This is a genomic window from Gelidibacter pelagius, assembly GCF_017581925.1.
GTDB classification, from domain to species: Bacteria; Bacteroidota; Bacteroidia; order Flavobacteriales; family Flavobacteriaceae; genus Gelidibacter; species Gelidibacter pelagius.
This window is the reverse complement of the sequence record NZ_JAGEVG010000011.1, coordinates 89838-113882: the sequence shown is the minus strand read 5'-3', so window position 1 is coordinate 113882 and position 24045 is coordinate 89838. Positions and strand designations below refer to the sequence as shown.

Annotated in this window: 11 protein-coding genes and 1 pseudogene; 7 read left to right on the top strand and 5 right to left on the bottom strand. The window is 39.8% G+C overall.

Translation table 11 applies throughout. The features are described from left to right. Positions 1-178 precede the first annotated feature (178 nt). From J4051_RS10715 to J4051_RS10685, 7 genes and pseudogenes are all read left to right on the top strand, one after another. Positions 179-3535: a glycoside hydrolase family 2 TIM barrel-domain containing protein gene (locus tag J4051_RS10715; RefSeq protein ID WP_208233865.1), complete on the top strand. Its 3357-nt coding sequence runs from the start codon at positions 179-181 to the stop codon at positions 3533-3535. A 28-nt stretch (positions 3536-3563) separates the two neighbouring features. Beyond that, a complete protein-coding gene (locus J4051_RS10710; RefSeq protein ID WP_208233864.1) occupies positions 3564-4214 on the top strand; it encodes a GDSL-type esterase/lipase family protein in 651 nt (216 codons plus the stop codon). Between the two features lie 61 nt (positions 4215-4275). Next, a complete protein-coding gene (locus J4051_RS10705; protein ID WP_208233863.1) occupies positions 4276-7389 on the top strand; it encodes a glycoside hydrolase family 2 TIM barrel-domain containing protein in 3114 nt (1037 codons plus the stop codon). Positions 7390-7476: 87 nt separating this feature from the next. Next, on the top strand, positions 7477-8730 hold the full coding sequence (locus J4051_RS10700) for a glycoside hydrolase family 27 protein (protein ID WP_236027359.1): 1254 nt from the start codon (positions 7477-7479) through the stop codon (positions 8728-8730). Between the two features lie 278 nt (positions 8731-9008). Continuing rightward, on the top strand, positions 9009-11411 hold the full coding sequence (locus tag J4051_RS10695; protein WP_208233917.1) for a DUF4982 domain-containing protein: 2403 nt from the start codon (positions 9009-9011) through the stop codon (positions 11409-11411). A 14-nt stretch (positions 11412-11425) separates the two neighbouring features. Further along, the gene (locus tag J4051_RS10690; protein WP_208233862.1) at positions 11426-13000 is read left to right on the top strand and encodes an arylsulfatase; all 1575 of its coding nucleotides are present in this window, start codon (positions 11426-11428) and stop codon (positions 12998-13000) included. Between the two features lie 245 nt (positions 13001-13245). Then, positions 13246-14850: pseudogene (locus J4051_RS10685) on the top strand (sulfatase family protein). A 25-nt stretch (positions 14851-14875) separates the two neighbouring features. Here the strand turns inward: J4051_RS10685 and J4051_RS10680 are convergent. The 5 genes from J4051_RS10680 to J4051_RS10660 form a co-directional block, all read right to left on the bottom strand. Continuing rightward, complete coding sequence (locus J4051_RS10680; RefSeq protein ID WP_208233861.1) at positions 14876-15496, bottom strand: hypothetical protein; 621 nt, start codon at positions 15494-15496, stop codon at positions 14876-14878. A 219-nt stretch (positions 15497-15715) separates the two neighbouring features. Further along, positions 15716-17908, bottom strand: coding sequence for a beta-N-acetylglucosaminidase (locus J4051_RS10675; RefSeq protein ID WP_208233860.1), 2193 nt, complete (start codon positions 17906-17908; stop codon positions 15716-15718). A gap of 72 nt (positions 17909-17980) precedes the next feature. Continuing rightward, positions 17981-19765: a DUF4091 domain-containing protein gene (locus tag J4051_RS10670; RefSeq protein WP_208233859.1), complete on the bottom strand. Its 1785-nt coding sequence runs from the start codon at positions 19763-19765 to the stop codon at positions 17981-17983. 179 nt (positions 19766-19944) lie between these two features. Next, positions 19945-22242, bottom strand: coding sequence for a family 20 glycosylhydrolase (locus J4051_RS10665; protein ID WP_208233858.1), 2298 nt, complete (start codon positions 22240-22242; stop codon positions 19945-19947). 79 nt (positions 22243-22321) lie between these two features. Then, positions 22322-23962, bottom strand: a complete 1641-nt coding sequence (locus J4051_RS10660) for a beta-N-acetylhexosaminidase (protein ID WP_208233857.1) — start codon at positions 23960-23962, stop codon at positions 22322-22324. Positions 23963-24045: the final 83 nt, after the last annotated feature.

The window sequence follows — 24045 nt, the reverse complement described above, 5'->3', positions numbered from 1 at the left end:
TTTAATATGTCGTACATAATACTATTGTTGAAATATTGCTTAATTTTAGGGCGCTCATAGTAGTAATAATCGTTGCTCATTCAGTTCAAAATCGAATGTTTTTGGCTATTCAAAACTGCTGATAGTGAAAATGGAAATGATTATTAAAAGTTTAATTATGTATTCTATATAAATCCTTATGAAAATTTTAAAAAAATCGACGTCTGTAGTCGTTCAAATCGTCCTTTTATTTCTTGCGGTTTTAAAAGTTAATGCCCAAGAAAAAAATCCGTTAACGGATTACGTCCATTATATTATGAACGAAGGCGTTATTAGTGAAAATAAGATGGATGCTCACGCTTCATTTACCTCGTTTACTTCAGAAAAGGATGCGTTGAACAATACGCCAAAATATCATCAATTATTAGATGGGATTTGGAAATTCAATTGGGTAAGAAATCCTGCTGATCGACCAACAACATTTATGGACCCAAACGAGGATATGTCTTCTTGGGATGATATCAAGGTACCATCCAATTGGGAAGTGGAAGGTCATGGCATTCCTATTTATGTCAACCATCAATATGAATTTGCCGATTATAAAGCACCTGTTGCTGATGATATGGAATTTGTGGACCGCATTTATCCTGCACACCCTGGAAAAGTTCCCAGCGAATACAATCCCGTAGGGACTTATGTTCGTGACTTCAACATCGATAAGGATTGGGATGGCAAGGAACTATTCTTACATATAGGCGCGATGAAATCTGGAGGTTTTGTATGGCTCAATGGAAAGTATATTGGCTATTCCCAAGGCAGTAAATTACCGGCAGAATTCAATATTACCAATGCGGCAAAACCTGGTAAAAACAAAATCGCCATTCAAATTTTTAGATGGACGGACGGATCGTATTTAGAATGTCAGGATTTTTGGAGAATAAGCGGAATTGAGCGTAGTGTTTATATCTATGCGCAGCCAAAAGTAAGAATTCAGGATTACGAAGTGGTTTCCATTTTGGATGGTGCCTATAAGGATGGTGTTTTTGAACTCTATGTCGATCTTGAAAATCATCTTTCAAAAACTACCAACGGCACTGTTTCCTATAAATTATTGGATGCTGATAATAAAATAGTCGCTTCAGAGAGCAAATTATTTGCGGCAAAAACCTCAAATAATGATCCGATTGCATTTTCTGCAACGCTTCCAAACGTTAAACAATGGAGTGCTGAACATCCTAATTTATTCACGCTTCTGATTGAGACAAAGGATCAAAAAGGAAAAACGCTTGAGGTGACCACGTCAAGAATTGGTTTCAGGTCAGTAGAAATTAAACAAGGTTTGCTGTTGGTCAATGGGCAACGGATTACCTTAAAAGGTGTGAATACCCAAGAAGCGAATCCTGAAACTGGGCATGTGGTTTCTGAAGAGCTGATCATGAAGGACATTCGTCTATGGAAAGAAAACAATATCAATGCGGTACGTTTAAGCCATTACCCACAACAAAGACGCTTTTATGAACTTTGTGATGAGTATGGGTTATATGTGGTTGATGAAGCCAATATAGAATCGCACGGTATGTATTACGGTAAATACTCGTTGGCAAAAAAGCCAAGTTGGGAAAATGCGCATGTGGATCGCATGGTGCGTTTGGTAAAACGCGATAAAAACCATCCGTCGGTAATTATTTGGTCGATGGGGAACGAAGCTGGAAACGGAGTCAACTTCTTCAAAGGTTATGACGAAATGAAGAACCACGACAAGTCCAAACGTCCAGTTCAATATGAGCGTCCTTATAAGGATTATGACGGTAGTATCTGGGACATGGATTCCAATACGGATATTCTCGTGCCACAATATCCAACCCCAGCAACTTTTGAAATGATAGGCAAAACCAAAACAGACCGTCCTTATATCCCAAGTGAATACGCGCACGCGATGGGCAATAGTACCGGGAATTTTAAGGAATATTGGGATATTATTGAACTATATGACAATCTGCAGGGTGGTTTTATTTGGGATTGGGTAGATCAGTCTATATGGAAAACTGATGAAAATGGCGAACGTTTTTATGCCTATGGTGGCGATTTTGGTGAAAATATGCCAACAGACAATTCGTTTTTGAATAATGGCATTGTATTCCCGGACCGTACGCCGCAACCAGCTTTACACGAAGTTAAAAAAGTCCATGAGTTCATTAATTTTAAAGAAAAAGGAATCAATCATCATGATGAATTACGCGTATTACTTGAAAATTTGTACGATTTTACCGATTTGGATCAATTTGATTTTACTGCAGAAATAAAAGCAGATGGAAAAGTTTTAAAAACAATTCCTATTGAGCCCATTTCGGTTGAAACCCATACTGGGAAACTCATCAGGATCCCTTTGAAAGACGTCGATTATAAGGAAAATACCGAGTATTTTGTTGAAATTTCGGCAAAAACAAAAGCGCCTTGGGGACTGCTTCCTAAAGGATTTGAAGTCGCTCATGAGCAAATTTCTTTATCTGAAAAATATAAAAAGGAAATTACCCAGATCGGTAATACAGGAACTTTAAAGATTAAGGATGCTAAAAATAATCTTGAGATCTCCAACAAGGACTTGAACTTGGTTTTTGATAAAGAAAAAGGACAAATTACATCCTATGTTTTTGAAGGCAATGAACTATTGAAAGATGGCAAGGGTCCAAAACCGAATTTTTGGCGCGCACCAACCGATAATGACTTTGGTAGTCAAATGCAAGCCAAAAACATCGAATGGAAAAAAGCCTCACTTTTTATGAAAGTATCAAAACTGACATCCAAGTCCAATTCAGATGGCAGCGTCACTATTGACGTGATTTATGATTTACCAGGAGTGGATACCACATTTGAATCGCAGTATCACATTTTTGGAAATGGCGTGGTCAAAATTGATAATACGCTAAATGAAACCAATTATTCGGGTGACATTCCTCGTGTGGGCATGCGGATGCAACTACCTAAAAAATACGAGAACATGACCTTTTTTGGTCGTGGACCATGGGAAAACTATATTGATAGAAAAGCCTCTGCGTTTATCGATCTATATGAGTCGACCGTAAGAGATCAGTATGTGCCTTATGTACGTCCGCAAGAAAATGGATATAAGGTTGATGTGCGTTGGTCAGCGTTCTCTGATGCCGATAACAACGGATTATTGGTTGTTGCAGCAAACCAACTTCAAGGCTTGGGCATTGGCGCGTTGCATATGCCAAACGAGGATTTTGATACCACTGCTGGAATTGCCTATAGTGGCACAGATGTTTTGGAAGAAGAATTTAGAACCGATGGTATTCCGCAGATCAACGCATCCAAACATATCAATGATATTAAGGAGCAGGATTTGGTCCAATTAAATATTGATTTAGGACAACGCGGCCTTGCAGGTGATAATAGTTGGGGAGGAAAACCGATGGAAAAATACCAAATGAAAGGCGAATCCAAACATGCTTATAGTTTTTACTTGATTCCATTTAAAAATGGCGCAAAAGAAGACTTTGTTACTTGGAGTAAACGCTATGGAAATCTGAAATAATCAACACTAAACCTGTTACATCATAGGTATGAAAAATCTTCTCATCATTTTTTTACTCGCTTTTGTAAGTGTTGGTTATTCGCAACAGTATTCCGACCATTATTACAAGCGAAAGGACGTATTTGAGAATACATTGGATACCGAAAATGAAATTATATTTTTGGGGAACAGCATTACTGAAGGTGGCGATTGGAGCGCTTTATTTCCCGATATAAATGCCGTGAACAGAGGCATCAGCGGCGATGTTACTGATGGTATTTTATTCCGATTGGATGAAGTGACCTCCTCAAAACCCGATAAGGTTTTTTTGTTGATTGGGACGAACGACTTGGCAAGGGGAAGAAGTATGGATTATGTGGTAGAAAATACCGAAAAAATCATTGAACAGATCAAACAGCAATCTCCAGACACAAAAATATACTTGCAGAGTATTTTGCCGGTAAATCCAAATGTAGGCGACAAATTTTCTGGACACAAAAATAATCATCACGTAATCATAGCAACAAACAAACGGTTAAAAGAGCTTGCTAAAACTCACTATATCACCTATATTAATCTCCATAGGCCTATGGGAAATGGTAAAAAGTTTTTAAAACCAGAATACACTTATGATGGGCTGCACTTAAGCAAGGAAGGCTATCAAAAGTGGAAGAAAATATTGCACAAATACGTCAATTAGAGAAACAAGAACCGAATTCAAAGTTCGTTTTAAAGAATATTAATATTAAAAAAATATCACAATGAAAATCCATAAATCTATGCGCGTCGCTGTTATGATCTGTTTTGGATTACAGTTCATACAGGCGCAAACGCTTGATCCCGTCATCGAAAATCCAGATGTCGTAGGTATTAATAAGTTGGATGCACGCGCCACTTTTTTTCCGTACAATTCTTTAGAATTGGCGAAGGAAGATGACGTTTCAAAAGCCGACAACTATATGTTGTTAAACGGTATTTGGCAGTTTAATTATAGCGATACTCCTGAAGTACGACCAGCCGATTTCTATAAGGAAGATTTCGACACCTCAAACTGGAACACAATTAAAGTACCATCCAATTGGGAAGTGGAGGGCTTTGGAATTCCTATTTATGTGAATGCCACCTACCCGTTTCAAAAGGGCGAATTGAACCCTCCGGAAATTCCAGATGGTGATAACCCTGTAGGCTCTTACAAAAGAACTTTTGAGCTGCCGAACAATTGGAATGGCAAAGATGTGTTCATTCATTTTGGTGCGGTGAAATCGGCGTTTTACATCTGGATCAACGGAAAGAAAGTTGGCTATAGTCAAGGTTCAAAATTGCCCGCAGAATTTAATGTGACCAATTTTGTCAAGCCTGGAAAAAACAGCATTGCCCTAGAGGTGTACCGATGGAGCGACGGAAGTTATTTGGAATGTCAGGATTTCTGGAGAATTTCAGGGATTGAGCGCGATGTATATATGTACGCAAGACCAAATATTCAATTAGCCGATTATTTTGCCAAAGCAGGATTGGAAAATAATTATACCGATGGCGTTTTTGACTTGTCGGTGGATTTGAAAAGTATTGATTCGAAAAGGCAAAAAGGAAGCATAGATGTAGAGATTACGAGAAATAACCAATCGGTGTATAGTGCGTCTTCTGCTTATGAGTTGGAGCCAAATTCCGGCAAAACCTTCAGTTTTATCAGAACCATTCCACAGGTAAAAACCTGGTCTGCTGAAATCCCAAATCTATATCAATTAAACATTGTCATCAAAGACAGAAAAGGAAATGTCATCGAAGCGATTTCCAGAAAACTCGGTTTTCGTACGTCTGAAGTTAAAGGCAGCAACTTCTTGGTCAATGGGAAACCAATTTTAATCAAGGGCGTCAACCGTCACGAACATGATCCAAATACCGGACACGTCATTTCACGCGAAGATATGCTTAGAGACATTCAAATCTTTAAGGAATACAACATCAATGCGGTAAGAACTGCACATTATCCCAACGATCCTTATTTTTATGAATTATGTGATGAATATGGCATTTATGTGGTGGATGAAGCCAATATCGAATCACATGGCATGGGATATGCCTTGGATAGAACTTTGGGCAATAATCCAGATTGGTTAAAGGCGCATTTAGAGCGTATCAATCGCATGGTGGAACGCGATAAAAATCATCCGTCTATTATAATTTGGTCTTTAGGCAACGAAGCTGGAAATGGCTATAATTTTTATGAAGGCTATTTATCGGCTAAAAGAATAGACAACACCCGACCTGTACAGCACGAGCGTGCCGTCCATGAATGGAATACTGATTTGTATGTACCGATGTATGAAACGCCGGCAGACGCAGAAGCTTATGCAAAGAATGATAGAAGAACCAAGCCGTACATTCAATGTGAGTATGCGCATGCTATGGGCAATAGCATGGGCGGCTTTAAAGAGTACTGGGATTTATATGAAAAATACGATAAACTTCAAGGGGGTTTTATCTGGGATTTCGTAGATCAAGGGCTTAGAATCGAACGAAATGGTAGAGAGATTTTTGCTTATGGCGGTGACTTCGGACCCGAAGGAACCCCAAGTGATAATAACTTTTTACTTAACGGATTGGTGCAAGCAGATAGAACGCCAAATCCGCATATTTTAGAAGTAGCACATATCCAACAGAATATTAAATTTTACGAAAATGATCTTGCCAATGGGATGATTGACATCAAAAACTGGTATTTCTTTAGAGATTTGTCAAATTACAAATTGAACTGGGAGATCATTGCTAATGGCGACGTTGTAGAATCAGGAACAATTGAAGAATTGGATTATGCACCACAAACTAAGAAAGCAATAAAAATTCCTTTTAAAACACAATTTAAAAACGGTGTTGAATATTTCTTGAACGTTTCTGCCGTATTAAAAACTGATGAGCCTTTATTGAAAGCAGGTTATAGAATAGCTTATGAGCAATTCCAACTACAAGAAGCTAAGGTTGTATTACCGGAAGCAGCTACGGCAGCTGTAAGTTTTACAACAAAAGGGGATATCATTAACGTTACTGGAACCAACTTTGAATTGATATTTAATCAAAAAGAAGGCACCTTAACCGATTACACATTTAAAAACAAGAGTTTAATAGAAAGTGGTCCTATAGTGAACTTCTGGAGAGCGCCAACCGATAATGATTACGGTGCAGGAACCCAAAGAACCTACAAACCTTGGAAAGATGCAGGTACTTCAGGTAAGTTGACTGCTGCTGCCAAACAACTTTCAAAGTCGCAAGTTGAAATCATATTTACTAGAGATTTATTTGATGGTGATGCAAGGATCATTGAAACCTACTTAATAGATGGAAATGGGGCGGTAAAAGTGACCAACGAATTAGAAGCTATTAAAGGAGAACACCCAGGTTTCTATAAGTTTGGAAATAAATTGGTCTTGCCAGAAGCTTATAAGAACATCACTTTTTACGGAAAAGGCCCATTTGAGGCGTATACGGATAGACAGCATGCAGCTAAAGTAGGCTTGTACAAACAAACTATTAAAGAGCAATATTTCGCATATTTACGTCCACAAGAAAACGGAAATAAAATGGATGTGCGTTGGGCGTCGCTCACCAAGGAAGACGGTTCGGGAATAAAGTTTCTAAGTGAAACACCATTCTTTGTGCAGGGACTTAACTATAGAGAAGACGATTTACACAGTGGCGACGAAAGAAAACAAGAGCACGCGGGTGAAATTGATCCTCGCAAAGAAGTGTTCGTCAATATTGATGGTTTCCAACAAGGATTAGGGAGTATCAATAGCTGGGGAAGATTACCTTTGCCAGAATACATGCTGCCATATAAGGACTATTCTTACTCGTATTGGATGGTACCTATTGAAAAATAAGAAATTAAAATAATGCTATAATAAACACCATATCGACTTTAGTGCAATACGCAGAAAGTCGATATTGGTTTTTATAAATCAAGTGAAATGATAAAATATGGTCTTTTATTAGCGGTGATAATGCTCGCGTCTTGTAAAAATCAAGAGCAAGACCTAAGACCGTTTGATTCAAATGAAAATAGTTCACCTGTTATAAAGAAACCACAAACACCCATTATGGGATGGTCCAGCTGGAATAATTTCCGTGTGAATATCAATGAAGACGTCATTAAAGCGCAAGCAGATTTTATGGTGTCTTCGGGGATGGCGCAGGCTGGATACACCTATATCAATGTGGATGATGGATTTTTTGCCGGTCGTGATGATCATGGTAATTTGCTCGTCCATCCGGTACGGTTTCCCAATGGGATGAAAGTGATATCAGATTACATCCATTCCAAAGGCTTAAAGGCTGGAATCTACTCTGACGCCGGCATCAATACCTGCGCTTCACAATGGGATAAGGACACGATTGGTGTTGGTTCCGGACTGATGGGACATGATCGAAAAGATTTGAAACTGATGCTTGACGATTGGAATTACGATTTTATCAAGGTCGATTGGTGTGGTGGCGAGTGGCTTGGGCTTGATGAAGAAACCCGTTACACTCAAATCGCCAATATCATTAAAGAGATCAAGCCCAATACGGTTTTTAATATCTGCCGATGGGAATTTCCTGGAGAATGGGCACTTCAAATTGCCGATTCGTGGCGCATTTCAGGCGATATTTCCAACGAATTTAGCTCGATCCTAAACATCATCGACTTGAATGCCGATTTATGGAAATATGCCTCTCCAGGTCATGTCAACGATATGGACATGTTGCAAGTGGGGAGAGGAATGACTTATGAAGAAGATAAAACACATTTTACCATGTGGTGCATGATGAATTCACCGCTTTTGGCAGGAAATGATTTGCGATATATGAGCGATGAAACCATAGCTATATTGACCAACGAAGAGCTTATCGCACTCAATCAAGACCCTTTGGTCTATCAAGCGCGCCGACTGGTTGATCGTGGGGATTTGGAAGTTTGGGCAAAACCGTTAATCTCGACCATGAGCGGAAAAGTGGCGGTCACTTTGTTGAACAGATCAAACAAAACGGCAATGATCTCTTTTGATTTAGAGACTGTAGGTTTGGACCCTTCTGAAGGCTATAGCTACCGCGATTTATGGGCCAAGAAGGATTTTGGGACGAGTACGGATAAAGCATTGGGTTTTCAAGTGCCTTCACACGGGGTCGTTGTTTTGACCCTTGATGGCACGTCAAAACCGTTCAATGTGTTTCAGAATAAATAAGAAATAATTATATCGTGCGTTGAGATGGCGCTGCTGCAGAGCTCTATTTCCTATGCATATTAATCCCGTAGGGATGACATCTTTGTAAAAAAGAATAACAAATTAAAACGAGCCTCGTAGAGGCGACATCTTAAATACCGGTGTTTCGATAATCTGTAAATGATGATTTAATGTGTTGCCCAAATGATATATAAATGTATTTAAAGTCCAAAATGAAGATTACTGATGTTTCTATAGGGCATAAAAGAAGTAAGATCTCGCTGCTCATTGCCCTATGGATGGCATTGACCGTATCCGTATTTGGTCAAAATAAAACCAGAGAGGTCTTGACTTTAGAGAAAAACTGGCGTTTTCATAAAGGCGATGTGGAAAATGCCTACGCACCCGACTTCAATGATTCAAAATGGGAGTCCGTTACCGTACCACACGATTGGGCGATAAAAGGTCCCTTCAATATGGACATAGACAAGCAAACCGTCGCCATTGTCCAAAATGGCGAAGAGGTGGCTACCGAAAAAACCGGACGCACAGGCGCCTTGCCCTATATTGGCGTTGGCTGGTACCGCAATCAGTTTTCCATTCCGAATTTTTCCGCTGAAAAAAAAGTGATCCTTCTCTTTGAAGGTGCTATGAGTGAACCCGAAGTTTTTCTCAATGGCAAAAAAATTGGCAGTTGGAATTATGGGTACAGCTATTTTTATTTCGATATAACAGATCATATCCTTGCCGACCAACAAAATTCCTTGGCTGTTAAGTTAACCAATCGAGAGCGGTCTTCACGATGGTATCCTGGGGCAGGCTTGTATCGCAATGTCAGAGTGATTGTCAAAAATAAAGCAAGCATAGATCAATGGGGAACTTTTATAACCACGCCATTTATCTCGTCAGAGCTGGCGAAGGTCAATGTCAAGACGAAAGTGTCTGGAGAGCATCTGATATTGGTAACACAAATTAAAGATGCTGACGGGAAAATCGTGGCGACCGATACAACAAAAACACTTTATGACAACGAGTTTGAGCAAAATATTGCCGTATCCAATCCGAAGTTGTGGAGTCCGGAAACCCCTTATTTATATACGTCAATTTCCCAGCTTTATATGGGAAATCACTTAAAAGACGAAATTTCAACGCGCTTCGGCATTCGCAAAATAAAATACGAAGCTGAAAAAGGCTTCAGTTTAAACGATTCGGTCATTAAATTTAAAGGCGTTTGTCTGCATCACGATTTGGGCCCGATTGGTACGGCAGTAAATACTGCAGCATTACGTAGGCAGCTCACCATTTTGAAGGATATGGGTGCCAATGCCATCCGCAGTTCGCACAATATGCCTTCGTTCGAGCAACTCGAATTGTGTGATGAAATGGGCTTTTTGTTTTTAGCAGAAAGTTTTGACGAATGGGCAAAGCCGAAAGTTGAAAATGGCTACCATCTCTATTTTGAAACAGATGCGGAAAAAGACATTGTCAACTTGGTTCAGGCCACCCGAAATCATCCCAGCATTGTGATGTGGAGTTCTGGGAATGAAGTGCCGGACCAATGGGGAAGTGACGGCGCCAAACGGGCCAAATGGCTTCAGGACATCTTCCATCGTGAAGATCCCACCCGACCGGTCACCGTGGGTATGGATCAGGTAGAAGCGACGATGGCCTCGGGATTTGGAGCGGTATTGGACATTCCTGGGTTGAATTATCGGGTGCATTTATATGAGGAGGCTTATAAAGCCTTTCCACAAGGCTTGATTCTGGGATCAGAAACGGCTTCGACCGTAAGTTCCCGAGGTATTTATAAATTCCCTGTTGTGGAAGCAAAAATGAAACAATATAATGATTTGCAATCCTCTTCTTATGATTTGGAAGCTTGCAGTTGGTCTAATATCCCCGATGAGGATTTTGTATTACAGGATGATAAACCATGGGTAATTGGGGAGTTCGTTTGGACTGGTTTTGATTATTTGGGCGAACCTACACCTTATGATGATATGTGGCCGTCGCGAAGTTCGTATTTTGGGATCAATGATTTGGCGGGATTGCCAAAAGATCGGTATTATCTCTATCGCAGTCGATGGAATACCAAAGACGAAACCTTGCATATACTTCCACATTGGAATTGGGAAGGCCGTGAAGGCGAAGTAACGCCTGTATTTGTCTATACAAGTTATGAAAGCGCCGAGCTTTTTGTCAATGGCAAAAGCATGGGCGTTCAGAAAAAAAATATGAGCTCGCCAACAAACAGATACCGCCTGATGTGGATGGATGTGATCTATGAACCTGGTACCATAAAAGTGGTGGCGTTTGATAGCGAAGGTCGGCCTGTTGCAGAAAAAGAAACTCATACCGCAGGTAAACCTTATCAGTTAGTATTGGAAGCAGATAGAACCCAACTCAATGCCGACGGCAAGGATTTGGCGTTTGTAACCGTATCCGTTGTAGATAAAAACGGTATTCTGTGTCCAACAGCTACCAATCAGTTAAATTTCAACGTCACGGGCGCAGGAACGTATAGAGCGGCTGCCAATGGCGATGCCACCTCATTGGAAATGTTTCATCTACCGACCATGAAATTATTTAGTGGTAAATTGGTGGTACTGGTACAATCGGCTGAAGATGTCGGTAAAATAGAACTCACCGTTTCTGGTAAAGGATTAAAAACAGCAAAAACATACATCACCACTATAAATTAAAAACAGTTTATCGCATGAAAATAGTTCAGATTTTTACAACTTTTATTTTAATAGTATCCCTTTTTGGCTGTCAAGATAAAACGGCTAAAAAATCCGCTAAAATCGAAACCAATCAAAAACCAAACATCGTTTATATTCTGGCGGACGATTTAGGTTATGGCGATTTGGGTGTGTACGGGCAGACAAAAATTGAAACGCCTAACATTGATGCCTTGGCAAAAGAAGGTTTGTTGTTTACCCAACATTACACGGCATCACCTGTTTGCGCTCCAGCGCGTGCATCATTGTTAACGGGTTTGCATGGCGGACACGCGAGCATTCGTGGCAATGACGAATGGAGAGAACGTGGTGATGTTTTTAACTATCGCTCAATGATTGCAGATTCTAGTCTGGAAGGGCAACGTCCGATGCCAAAAAATACCGTCACAATTGCCCAGCAATTAAAATCAGTCAATTATAAAACTGCCATTGTTGGAAAGTGGGGCTTGGGAGCGCCACACACTGAATCCATTCCTACGACCATGGGTTTTGATTATTTTTTCGGATACAATTGTCAAAGACAAGCGCATACCTACACCCCCGTGCATCTGTATGAAAATGAAAACCGTTACCATTTAAGGAACGACACCATTTCGCCACACTTCGGTTTATCAAAAGGCGCTGATCCGATGGCAGCGGCATCTTATGAAAAATATACACAACCCGATTATAGTCCGACGTTGATTTTTGATAAAATGATGAATTTTATTGATGAAAATAAAAAGGAACCGTTCTTCGTGTATTGGGCAAGTCCAATCCCACACGTGCCATTGCAGGCGCCCCAAAAATGGATTGATTATTACGTGAATAAATTTGGTGACGAAAAACCCCATTTTTTTATTGAGGACAAAAACGTGGATTATTTTCCAACCCGATACCCGCACGCTACCTATGCGGCGATGATTTCTTATTTGGATGAAAATGTGGGTAAATTGGTCGCATATCTAAAGAAAGAAGGCCTCTATGAAAATACGCTCATTGTATTTACTTCTGATAATGGGCCAAGCTCGGCCGGTGGTGGTGACGCCGTTTGGTTTGACAGCGCGGCGCCATTTGATAGTAGTTACGGCAAAGGAAAAGGATTTTTATATGAAGGTGGAATTCGAGTGCCTATGATTGCCACTTGGCCAGCTAAAATAAAAGCAGGATCAAAAACAGATCATATGTCGGCATTTTACGATGTCATGCCTACCTTAAACGAGATTGCTAACGTGCAAACCGACTATAAATCCGATGGCATTAGCTTTTATAACACGCTTACGAATACCGAAAAACAAAAGGAGCATGAGTACCTTTATTGGGAGTTTGCTGGGTATAACGGACAAGTAGCCGTGAGAATGGGCAAATGGAAAATGATCTGGAAAAACATTAAAGATGGCAATAAGGAAGTCGAGTTGTACGATTTGGATGCCGATATCCGAGAGGAACATAATATCATGGATCAACATCCGGAAATGGTGGAAAAGTTTTATGATATCGTCAGAAAAGAACATAGGACTCCTGAAAATGAATCTTTTAGGATTGAAGGGGTGGAGGCGCTTTTTGAATAGTTAAGACTAGGGATTGTTGATTGGCGATAACGAACTGGCGAAGCAAATCTGCGGGAGATTAATAGTTGTGACACAGAGTTCCACAGAGTTACACGGAGAGAATAGGCCAATGAAACAGTGCGATAGAATAAAAACCTCAATTGGTCAAAACTTAAGAATGAAATATATTAGAACCGCAGATATGGTCGATGATACCTTGCAGATTTTAAAAACCGAAAAGCATTAAATTAAAAAATAAATTTTACATGAACTATTTTAAGCTACTATTCATTGTTGTTGTCTCCCTAGTTATGGTAGGCTGTAAGCAAGATAAAACTTCTGCAAAAACAGATGATGCATCAAATGAAAAACCAAACATCATTTTCATCATGTCCGATGATCACGCCTACCAAGCCATCAGTGCTTACGACAAGACCTTGATACAGACGCCCAATATCGATCGGATTGCTGAAGAAGGAATGCTTTTTACCAATGCGACGGTCACCAATTCTATATGTGCGCCTTCAAGAGCAGTGATCCTTACTGGAAAGCACAGCCATATCAATGGTAAAATAGATAACTTAAGTGAATTTGATACCACCAATGTTACTTTCCCGCAAATCCTTCAGAAAGCAGGTTATCAAACGGCCATGTTTGGGAAATTGCACTTTTGAAATAATCCGAAAGGTTTTGATGAATTCAAGATTTTACCTGGGCAGGGTGATTATTACAATCCGCGATTTATTACCCAAAAAGGAGATACGATCATTGAGGGTTACGTCACCGACATCACCACCGATCTGACTTTGGACTGGATGAAAAACCGCCGGGACCCCAACAAACCATTTATGTTGATGTACTTGCATAAGGCACCACACCGCGCCTGGTTGCCAAGTGAAAAGTATTATAAGGAATTTACACAAAAGACCTTTCCATTACCAGAAACCTTATTTGATGATTATAAAACAAGAGGTACTGCAGCCAAAACTGCCGAAATGGGCATCTTAAAACACATGTCGCTCATCAACGATAATAAATTAACGCCAGAAACGGTTAAGGAACTTGATATAGAGCAATGGAGCAAACTCGGTGAAAGTTTGTATACTATGAATGCAGAACAACGTGCCAGTTGGGATGCTGTTTATGGACCTATCAATGAAGATTTTAAAAAACGATATCCTACCATGAACGACTCCACACTTACGGTTTGGAAATACCAACGTTATTTACAGGATTATTTAGGAACTATTGCCTCGGTTGATGATAATGTAGGTCGCGTGCTGGACTATTTGGATGACCAAAATCTTGCTGATAATACCATCGTCATTTATACCTCCGATCAAGGTTTCTATTTAGGTGAACACGGCTGGTTTGACAAGCGTTTTATGTACAACGAATCCTTTAAAACCCCATTATTGATCAAATGGCCAAATAAAATTAAGCCAGGTATTACGGAAGATGAAATGGTACAGAATTTGGATTTTGCACAAACCTTTCTTGAAGTTGCTGGTGTTACTGCGCCAAAGGACATGCAAGGCGAAAGCTTGGTGCCGCTTTTAACAGGCCAGAAGGAACTTTGGGATAGAAATGCCGTGTATTACCATTATTATGAATATCCTGCGGAACACGCCGTTAAAAGGCATTATGGCATCGCTACCAAGGATTATAAGATCATCCATTTTTATTATGATGTTGACGAATGGGAATTGTATGATCGCAAAAAAGATCCTAGGGAAATAAACAATGTGATCAACGATCCTGAATATGCCACTGTGGTTGCTGAAATGAAGCAGAAACTTCAGGAGACCCGTAAAAAGTACAAGGATTCAGAAACGCTGGATAAGCATTATATTGAACTTTATAAGAAGTGATAGAAATTTGTAGCGAGATAAATAATCAATCAATTATTGATAAATAGTTAAACTCTTTTAACAATTTGCTGTCTTGATTAAAGATGAAGTTCACTTCAAAAGAGTCGTTGTCCTTATATGATGCGATAAAGTGATCGTCAATTGTTAATGGGAACAGTTTCGTGAAATCATCCAATGCCATACCTAAATGCACGCCATAATTTAGTTGTAGACCGTTTGAGCCTACTCTCATATAGGTAATACGCTCCACATATTTGTTTTTTAAAATCTCAATCACATCTGAATTTGAAGCCAATCGAATTAAGGAATCTTGTTCTTTGTCAAAATGCGAACCAGCTAGGATAACATAGCTGTTTGAAGATGCCTTACTAATAGAGTCACTATCCGCATTAAAATGTGGGTTATCATTTAAGATATAGCTCTTATGGAATTTGATCATGTTTAATCGCTGTTCGTTAGCGCTGGAGTTAATCGTAATAGGCGATTCTAAAAACAAATCGAGTCTTTCCTCTTTAGTTAAAGAATGGTCTTGAAGTGAATTCCCATGGACAGCTTTATCTTGACAGGACATCAGAAAGCTTGATATAAAAACCAATAAAATGATGCTATTCGTACGCTGTTTATCGATTGAAAAACATTGAGTCATAAATTCGGAATTTTAGATAATCATGTCTCTAATATAGCTATTGTTTTAAATGAGCACGTTATTATATGAAAGAATTTATAGCCGACTGGAAAATTAACTTACGTTATAGCGAGGGTTGGAATAATAGTGGAATTAGGACGCTCAGATCAAAAATAAAGGCAAAGCATTGCTATTTACTTTGCCTTTTATTTAATATAAAATACGATGTGATTTATGAATTTACTTCAACATAACAGTAAAATGCTCAAGTTTAGCTTCTTCTATTTCCGTTGAGATGTTCATGAGTCTTATAAACTTAACTTCACTATTGACAGAAGCGTTTACAGTGTCCTCTTTAGCTTCCGTTTTTATAGAAGTCCACTCGGCGCCATCGCTTGAAACCTCAAGCACCAAATGCTCATAAACTGCAGCTGGCGAGAGTTTGTAGGCTATGGTTTTTGCCTGCGTTACATCCTGCAATTCAAAACCAAAATAAGATTGTGGCTCTAAGCGGATCACTTCCAATGGTGGGTTTAAGGCTAAGGTTCTTTCTTGTAAAGTGACTTGTTGGTTTTGAAGTTGGGCAATATTTGTTAATAATTGATGCGGATTATAATTAGCCTCTACTTCCAGATGTTTATCAAAGGTTTGGTTATAAGCGTTGGTTAAATATGCAAACCCTTTATCGATTAACGGTGAAACTACTAAAGTCCCAGTTTTAACTCCGGGTTGGTAAGGGTTTTGGTTTTCGGTACGGTCTATCGCATACATTTTTGCCTTAATAGCTTTGAGTGCTTGATAACTTCTTTCAAAATCGTCCGTTTGTTTTTCTTGTAATGCCGTGTACATATTCAACATGGCAAGACCTGACTGTCCAAGGAGTTGGAACTGTTTGAGCCAAGGGCGGATCTCATCCAAAAGCACCGGATTATCTTTACTGTTCAATAAAATATAGGAGGCTTCCACCATCGCTTGAAATTCCTTTTGGACGGTTTCAAAATTGTCAATTTGTTGATTGGCTTCAAGGTCTCTCAGGAATGCATCCGCTTGTGGTGCAAAACTCACAGATTCACTACGTCTGTATTTATGGCCATTCGGACCTAAATCGCTATTGTGGCTTGCGAAAATTTCCAGGGCTTTATAGCTTTCGGGCATGACTACTTTTAAGGCTGACAACCAATTTTTCTCGGGTTGATATGCGGACATATTCCAAGTGTAATCTGCTACACCATAAATAGCAATTTTAGACGCTTCGGCATGTTCCATCGGATTGGCAACAAAGCCAGAAACATCATCGGCGATATCTTTTCCGTTGCCATAAGCTGGGCCTAAAAGCAAATGATTTCTCACGTAATCCGAAACAGGAAAGTTCCACCAAATAAATGCCTTACGCTGAATTTTGGCGTTGATCCAATCCATAGTTTCCTGATCAATATCCGACACCACAGTATTGCCCGTCCACATCATCCTGATGGAAGGATCCAGTTCTTTTCCTAAGGTTTCTAAATACCCACCGTCAGGTTTGGACCAGCCTTTGTTGTATTCGGTAGGGCACATGATTAATGGCTTGACGTCCTTTTTGACGGTTACAAATTTATTGTGTAAGAAGTTCAATAACCCAGCTTGTTGTGTTGGGTTGGTGCCTTCTCCTGAGATATCATCAAAAAACACAGCATAGGAACGAATGCCCAAATCGTACATGAGTTCAAATTTATGAAGTAAGGCATTTCGATCCTCATCATTCCATTGGATATCTTTTCCAGGATGAACGGCCCAGACAAAATCGACATGGTTCGATGCTGCTCTGTCGATCAGCTTTTTTAATTGGACGGCTTCATCTTCGGGATAAGGTTTTCTCCAATTTGGAGAGCTATGGTAAGGATCGTCTTTTGGTCCATAAATATAGGTGTTCAATTTATTTTGACCATAAAAATCGATTTGGCGCATCCGGTGCTCAAAACTCCATGGCGTGCCATAAAACCCTTCTACTACACCTCGAGCAGTGACATCAGGAAAATCAATAATTTCACCTTGAGGAAATTCATCTGATGCCAATAATGCTATCAACGTTCTCACGCCGTAATAAGTGCCTCGTGCATCTCTGCCTATAACCGTAATCTTTTTATTACTGCTATTGATAAAGTAACCTTCTGGATGTTGTGGTACTTTTTTTAGAAATTTTCTATGGAACCGATCATTTATGTCTCCTACGGTAACCGTAAAACCTTTATTGGAAGTATTATCCTCATTAAAAAATTCGGAGAGTAAGTTTTGTGTGGCTTGGTCCACGTTTTTTAGCTTGAGCTTAAAATGAGTGGGCGTGTCTATATAATTAGAAATCACGGTTTGTTGAGGGGTCGGATTGATGGTTGTGTTTTGTGCAAAACCAAAACAGGTCATCATAAGAAATAATCGAGTAAGTGAAATTTTCATAAAAATAGTTTTGCTTGTCAATTTTTGTGTTTTAATCACGTCAATATGAGATGTTAGAAAGGTTCTTAAACCTTATTTTTCATTAATTTTCTCTGCTAAAATATTCAAAGTGTTTTTTGCGTCATTAAGCATGGTTTCTAAGTTTTTTTTAGGTTTTGAAGTGATGTTGAATTGGGCGACGACTAAATCCAAATGATGGAGTTCATCCAACAGTTTCCTAGCTAATAAATCCTCTCTCAGAATCCTGATTTTTTCAGCATCCTGAATGCCTTCTCTAAGTCTTTCAAAGCGAATGGAACTTCTGTTGTGAGGATATACAATGTAGGTATCCCCAGAAGGCCAGGTGACAAAACGGGAATCTTGCAGTGGGTTTTCGGTCCAGCTATTGTAAGACCATCGTAAAAAACCATCAAAATCGGCGGCCATGGTGTACCATCCTATAAATGTGCCTTCCGCTGGGGCCGAAAAGGTAAAAGTGTTTGGGAAGTCATCTGCACAGGAGACATAAAACGTGCTGATATAGCCATTGGCTCTTCTTACGACCAAATCTTCTTCATCAACTGGGTCGCCAAAAGCAACGGACATATCCTTTAATTCATCGGGATAAAGTTTGTAACTTTTATGGTTATCGGCAAAAGAGACGCCAGATTCTGGGGCATGGGCATTGAGCAATTGCAACATGGCCTTCATTTCTGCTGGTCCGCGTTCGTCCATGGCGATTCTTGTAATGGTATTCCAACCTTTTTGCTCCAAATGGGCTTTGAATTGTTCCAAAAACGGAATCCATAGGTCGTTATAGGCCTCAGTTCCCGGAGCGGCTTTTATTTTTACTTCTTTATCTTCAGCTTCATCAAAATAGTAGAATTCATTGCCCCACGGCACCATCGAATAACAACTAATCTGATTTTTAACCCCAAGATCCATCATCATTTGCACCCAGTTATCGAAAATTGTGTAATCGTAAGTCCAAGTGCCATCGGCCTTCTTTCGCCATTCGATCATCGCTTCAAATTGATCAAAAGTCTGTCCGCCCCAAGGTCGTTTGTTGAGCGAAACGGTAATCACTTTCTGGCCCGCATCTGCAAGACGTTTCATGATAGGTTTTAATAAATCCCAATGTTCTTGAGACCATGGTTCAATGTCATGAAATCGTGCTACGGCATAAGGATTTTGCCATAAGTCCAAATGGAATTTCCAATCGGATGCCGGTGGCAATACTTTATCAATCACGCGGATGGAAAAGTCCATGGTTTTGGTGTCCTGTCCTTTAATGTCTATCGTGAAAGTACTCTTATAAGTTCCTGCCTTTGCATCAGCTGGCACGTCAATAGTGATCCAAATTGGTCGTGTTTCTTGTGCTTTAATGCCATAGGAGGAAACAGGATCTAAAGCATCAGCAGCCAATGACGATGCATAGTCTTCTGGTTTTCTATAGCCACAGCCTTCGGCATATTCATCGGTAATGACGTATTTCACAAAATTAATTTTGGCAATATCCGATGTTAAGGTTTCGCCGGAATCCGACTTAAATTCGAAAAACTTCGTATTGACTTCGGTCAAAGAATCTTTACTCCAAAGAACGACTTGTGCAGAAGTCCGTTCGCCTTTCCAAGCAGTTCCTGACCAGGTGTTTTGTTGTTCTATTTTCGGGATTTCACTTCTTACAAAACGGATGTCCGTTGAGGTGACCGAAGCTTGTATTCCGTTGGGAAGAGCAGCCCAATTCTCATCGGTGCTTGGCGAAGGGTCTTGGGGCTCTTCGTAGGTTTGAGTTACGGTAAAGTCTTTGTTGGCATTCTGACAACCGAGGGTCATTAGAATTGAAAAAACGAATAAGGATTTAAAGAATAATTTCATTTTTATTTTCAAATTTTTATTGGTATTTATTATTTGTCATGGCCGTAATTTTTACCGCAATCCCGATTGCTATCGGGAACTAATGTTGCGCAAAGGTCGTAATGCTTTTAAAATAAATACATTGTATAGCTTTACGTTCTTTGCGATTATAAAGCTTTTTTATCAAGTTCCCCCCAGCCTTATCCCCCAATAGCAGGCCCATTCAAAACTTTCTTTTCACCATTTGGAGCGGTGTACCAAACGGTTAATGATCCACCTCCAGTGGCTTCATGGTACTTGATCGTAAGTGGATGCCATCCTTTTTTAAGCGCCACCATGCCGTTTTTCTCCATTGCCGAATGGTTGCCGCCATTATCCACAACGAACTTATCACCTATATACAACAAACTGCCATCATCAGATTTTGTGGCGAACTCGAACAACCCGTCTTCCTCTGCATAAAAATAGCCTTTGAACACCATTGAAACGTGTTCTTTGCCATCATGGTCAGTAAAATCAATATTATTTACTGAGGTGAACATGGCCTTGTTTGGTAAAACAATATCATCTACCACAGAAAATTGTTTAACACCTGCCCATCGTTTGATACTTCCCACATTTGGACTGATTTCTACAGGTTCTAAATATGTTTGCTTTTCTATTATGGCTGATCGCATGTCACTATCAATGTCACCTCTATAAGCAATCGTATTTAAAGTGATTGTTTCTGTGAATTCCAGTGGTTCTGTATATTTGTTGGATTGCTTGGTAGGTACACTGCCGTCAGTTGTATAATAGACCTCCATGCCTTCCAATGGCGCTTGCAATTCAACAATCGCTTTGTCCAGAAATGCAACTTTGTCCTTAAAGCCCGACACGGCTGGAATGTGGTATTTGATATCCAAAGCATCCAATCGATCGTATTGAAGCAGCATTCTTTTTTCAAAGTCTTCATGATCTTTATCATCTTTTGAAGTCCACGCTGTTTCTGCCAAGGCTAGCATCCTTGGGAAGGCCATATATTGCAGGCGTTTAAAATTCGGAATCATTTCTGACCATAAATTGGCTTGTATGCCTAAAATATGTTTGGCCTGTTGTTTAGTGAATTCTTCAGGAATAGGTTCGTAGTTATATACTTTTTCAAATGGTGTCACATCATGCTGGGCATCAAAATAGTATTCAAAACACGGCGTGAGCACCATGTCATTGCCGTTGTTTGCCGAAATATCTCTCATGGTCGGCGCCCAATTGCGCCACCACATCATCGTCGCGTCTTCGGATAGTCCGCCTTCAACAATTTCATCCCAACCCATCAAGCGTTTGCCTTTTGACTTTAAGAAGACTTCAATCTCTCTGTTGAAAAAGGATTGCAATTCATGTTCGTCTTTTAGGTTGTTGTCCTTAATGACCTTCTGACATAACGGACATTCTTTCCAAGATTGGATATTCACTTCGTCACCGCCAATATGAATATATTCTGATGGGAATAATTCAGCTATTTCCGATAGAATATTCTTGGTGAATTCATAGGTCGTTTCTTTTCCTAAACAGGCTGGCGTTGAAAAAAGTTCGCCCCATCCTGCTTCATCAGTACAGGATAAATAAGGATAATTATCAATGGCCGATTTAAAATGTCCAGGCATATCTATTTCGGGAATCACTTCAATTTGACGTTCTGCGGCATAGGCAATGATTTCTTTGATTTCGTCCTGGGTAAAGAAACCCCCGTACATTTTTTGTCCATCACGATTGTGATAGTGTTGTTCGTCAATAATATAGGATGGATCCGTTTTTGCCAATTCGTTACAGGCGATGTCATGGGAACTTTCCACACGCCAAGCGCCTTTTTCGGTCAATAACGGGTATTTTTTGATTTCAATACGCCAGCCTTGATCATCGGTGAGATGCATGTGGTAGGTATTCAGTTTATATAGTGCCATATAGTCCAAAAAGGTTTTCACCTCATCGAGACTGAAAAAATGACGGCTGAAATCCATGTGCATCCCACGCCAAGCGAATCGGGGCGTGTCTTTAATTTTAATGCTTGGAACCACCCAGTTTTGCTCATCACTGTTTTTGGTCTCTATACTTGGCGGAAGAAGTTGACGTAAGGTTTGCACGCCGTAAAAATAGCCAGCAGGATCACTGGCCTTAATGGTGATTTTTTTTGGAGTGACCTCCAGAGTGTAGGCTTCACTTGCCATGGCATCGTCATTTAATAAAACAATCCCTCTCTCTTCTCGCGTATCTATTATCGATAATGGATACCCGGCAGCATTTTCGAATAAATCGGATAAGTATTTGGCAGCGGGTTTTTGCGTATCATTTTCAACAGAAATCTTGCTGTCTTCTGTGAATCTGAAGCTACCTTCTTTAATGACCATTTCAGAAGGTTTCGGAACTATGGAGATTTCCCCTTCTGTAAAAGATCTTGTTTTTGTACTTTCGCAGCTATTAAGAATGAGTAATAGCATTAATAGCGAGGAGAGATTTTTCATTTTTTCATTTTTTTAAGACATTTAATCCACGGTCTTTTTCTTCATTGGGCCTTGAACATAAAACCTGAAACGCGAAACCTTATTTAGCTTCAAGTCCATCATAATCCTTAAAGTAATTGATCCCTAAATCATCCCAATGCTTTTGCATTTTTTTAAGGGCAATTTTAAAGCTGTCATAATCCTTATTTTCCAAATCTGTCCAGCCTACTTCAGCATAAGCCGCAATTCTTGGGAACGTTTGCCGTTCAACATCCGCATTGGTTGGCGTCCACTCGCTCCACATTTGGCAGCCTGTGCCGTAGATGTTTTTGTGGTATTGTGCATCCAAACCTTCAGGAATAGGGTCAAAGCTATAGGCTTTTTCCAAAGGTATGGACTCATAGCTATAATCCAAATAGGTTCTGTTGTGCAGCGAGTTTACAATGGCATACCCATTTTTCGCAGCTTCGGTCAATAATTCCAGATCGCCTTTCCAGAAATGGACAATGGCGTTCTTCGCCAGTTCGGTTTCTGCTTCTTGGTCGTCTTTCTTTTCCTCAAAATCAGCATGGATGTTTTTGCCTAAAATTTCGTTCCAACCCATCATGCGTCGGCCGTTATCTTCAATATATTTTGAAATTTTGTTGGTGAAGTTAACCTGAAGATCAGCAGGTGACTTAATATGATGCTCTCTCATGTATTTTTGAACAGAAGCCGATTTCTCCCAAACTTCATAGCCTACTTCATCTCCTCCAATATGGATGACTTCAGATGGAAACAACACAAATAATTCGTCTAAAACGTCTTTAATAAAAGTGACAACTTCTGGTTTTGTAACATCATAATTGTCGTACAAACGTCCAAAAGTTACTGGAACCTCAATAGCTTCCCCTGCAGTTCCCAACCAAGTGTATGCCGCAATGGCAGCACTGGAATGCCCTGGCATTTCAAATTCTGGAACGATGTTGATATTGCGTTCTGCAGCATAGGCAACAATATCTTTGATTTGCTCCTGTGTATAAAATCCGCCGTGTGGCTCTCCCGAAGTTTTTCCACTTTTCCAAGTTTCAATTTCACTATCGGCACGAAAGGCGCCAACCTCGGTCAAAAGTGGGTATTTCTTAATCTCGATTCGCCATCCTGCATCGTCAATTAAATGCCAATGGAAGGTGTTCATTTTTAATAGGGCCATTTGGTCAAGCATTTGTTTTACGAATTCCTCGCCATGAAAATAGCGGGACTCGTCCAACATATAGGCACGCCATTTGAATCGCGGACTATCTGTAATTGTAACCGATGGCACCAAATAAGTTTTGTCTTGAGAATCTTCTAAAGTCTCAATGGAGATCAATTGTTTCAAGGTTTGCACCCCATAAAAATAACCTGCAGCGTCGTTGGCCAAAATGCTTATTTTTTTGGGTGACACTATTAACTTATAAGATTCTGGAGCTAAATCCTCATTTTTTTCAAGACTGATAGATGCACCATAACTTTTAACTACTGAGGTTTTAAAACCAGAAGTATCGGAAATATAGGCTTGAAGGTCTGCCGCAGCAGTTTTCTGTTCGTCAAGATTTGCGAAAATTTGTTGTCCGTCTTTGATCGCAAAAGAGCTTTCATTTAAATCCAAAGACGAAGGTTTTGGAAGAATGGCTATTTCAGATGCTGTAAAGGATCTATTTTTTTCTGTGCAACTACTCAGCGTAAAAAGTGCGATTAAAGAAAATAAAATAACTCTCATGAATGGTATAAATATTAGTTGACAAACTTTGTTTTTACAATAAATCAATCTGAAAATGTATAAACTTATACGCGGTTTCTGAA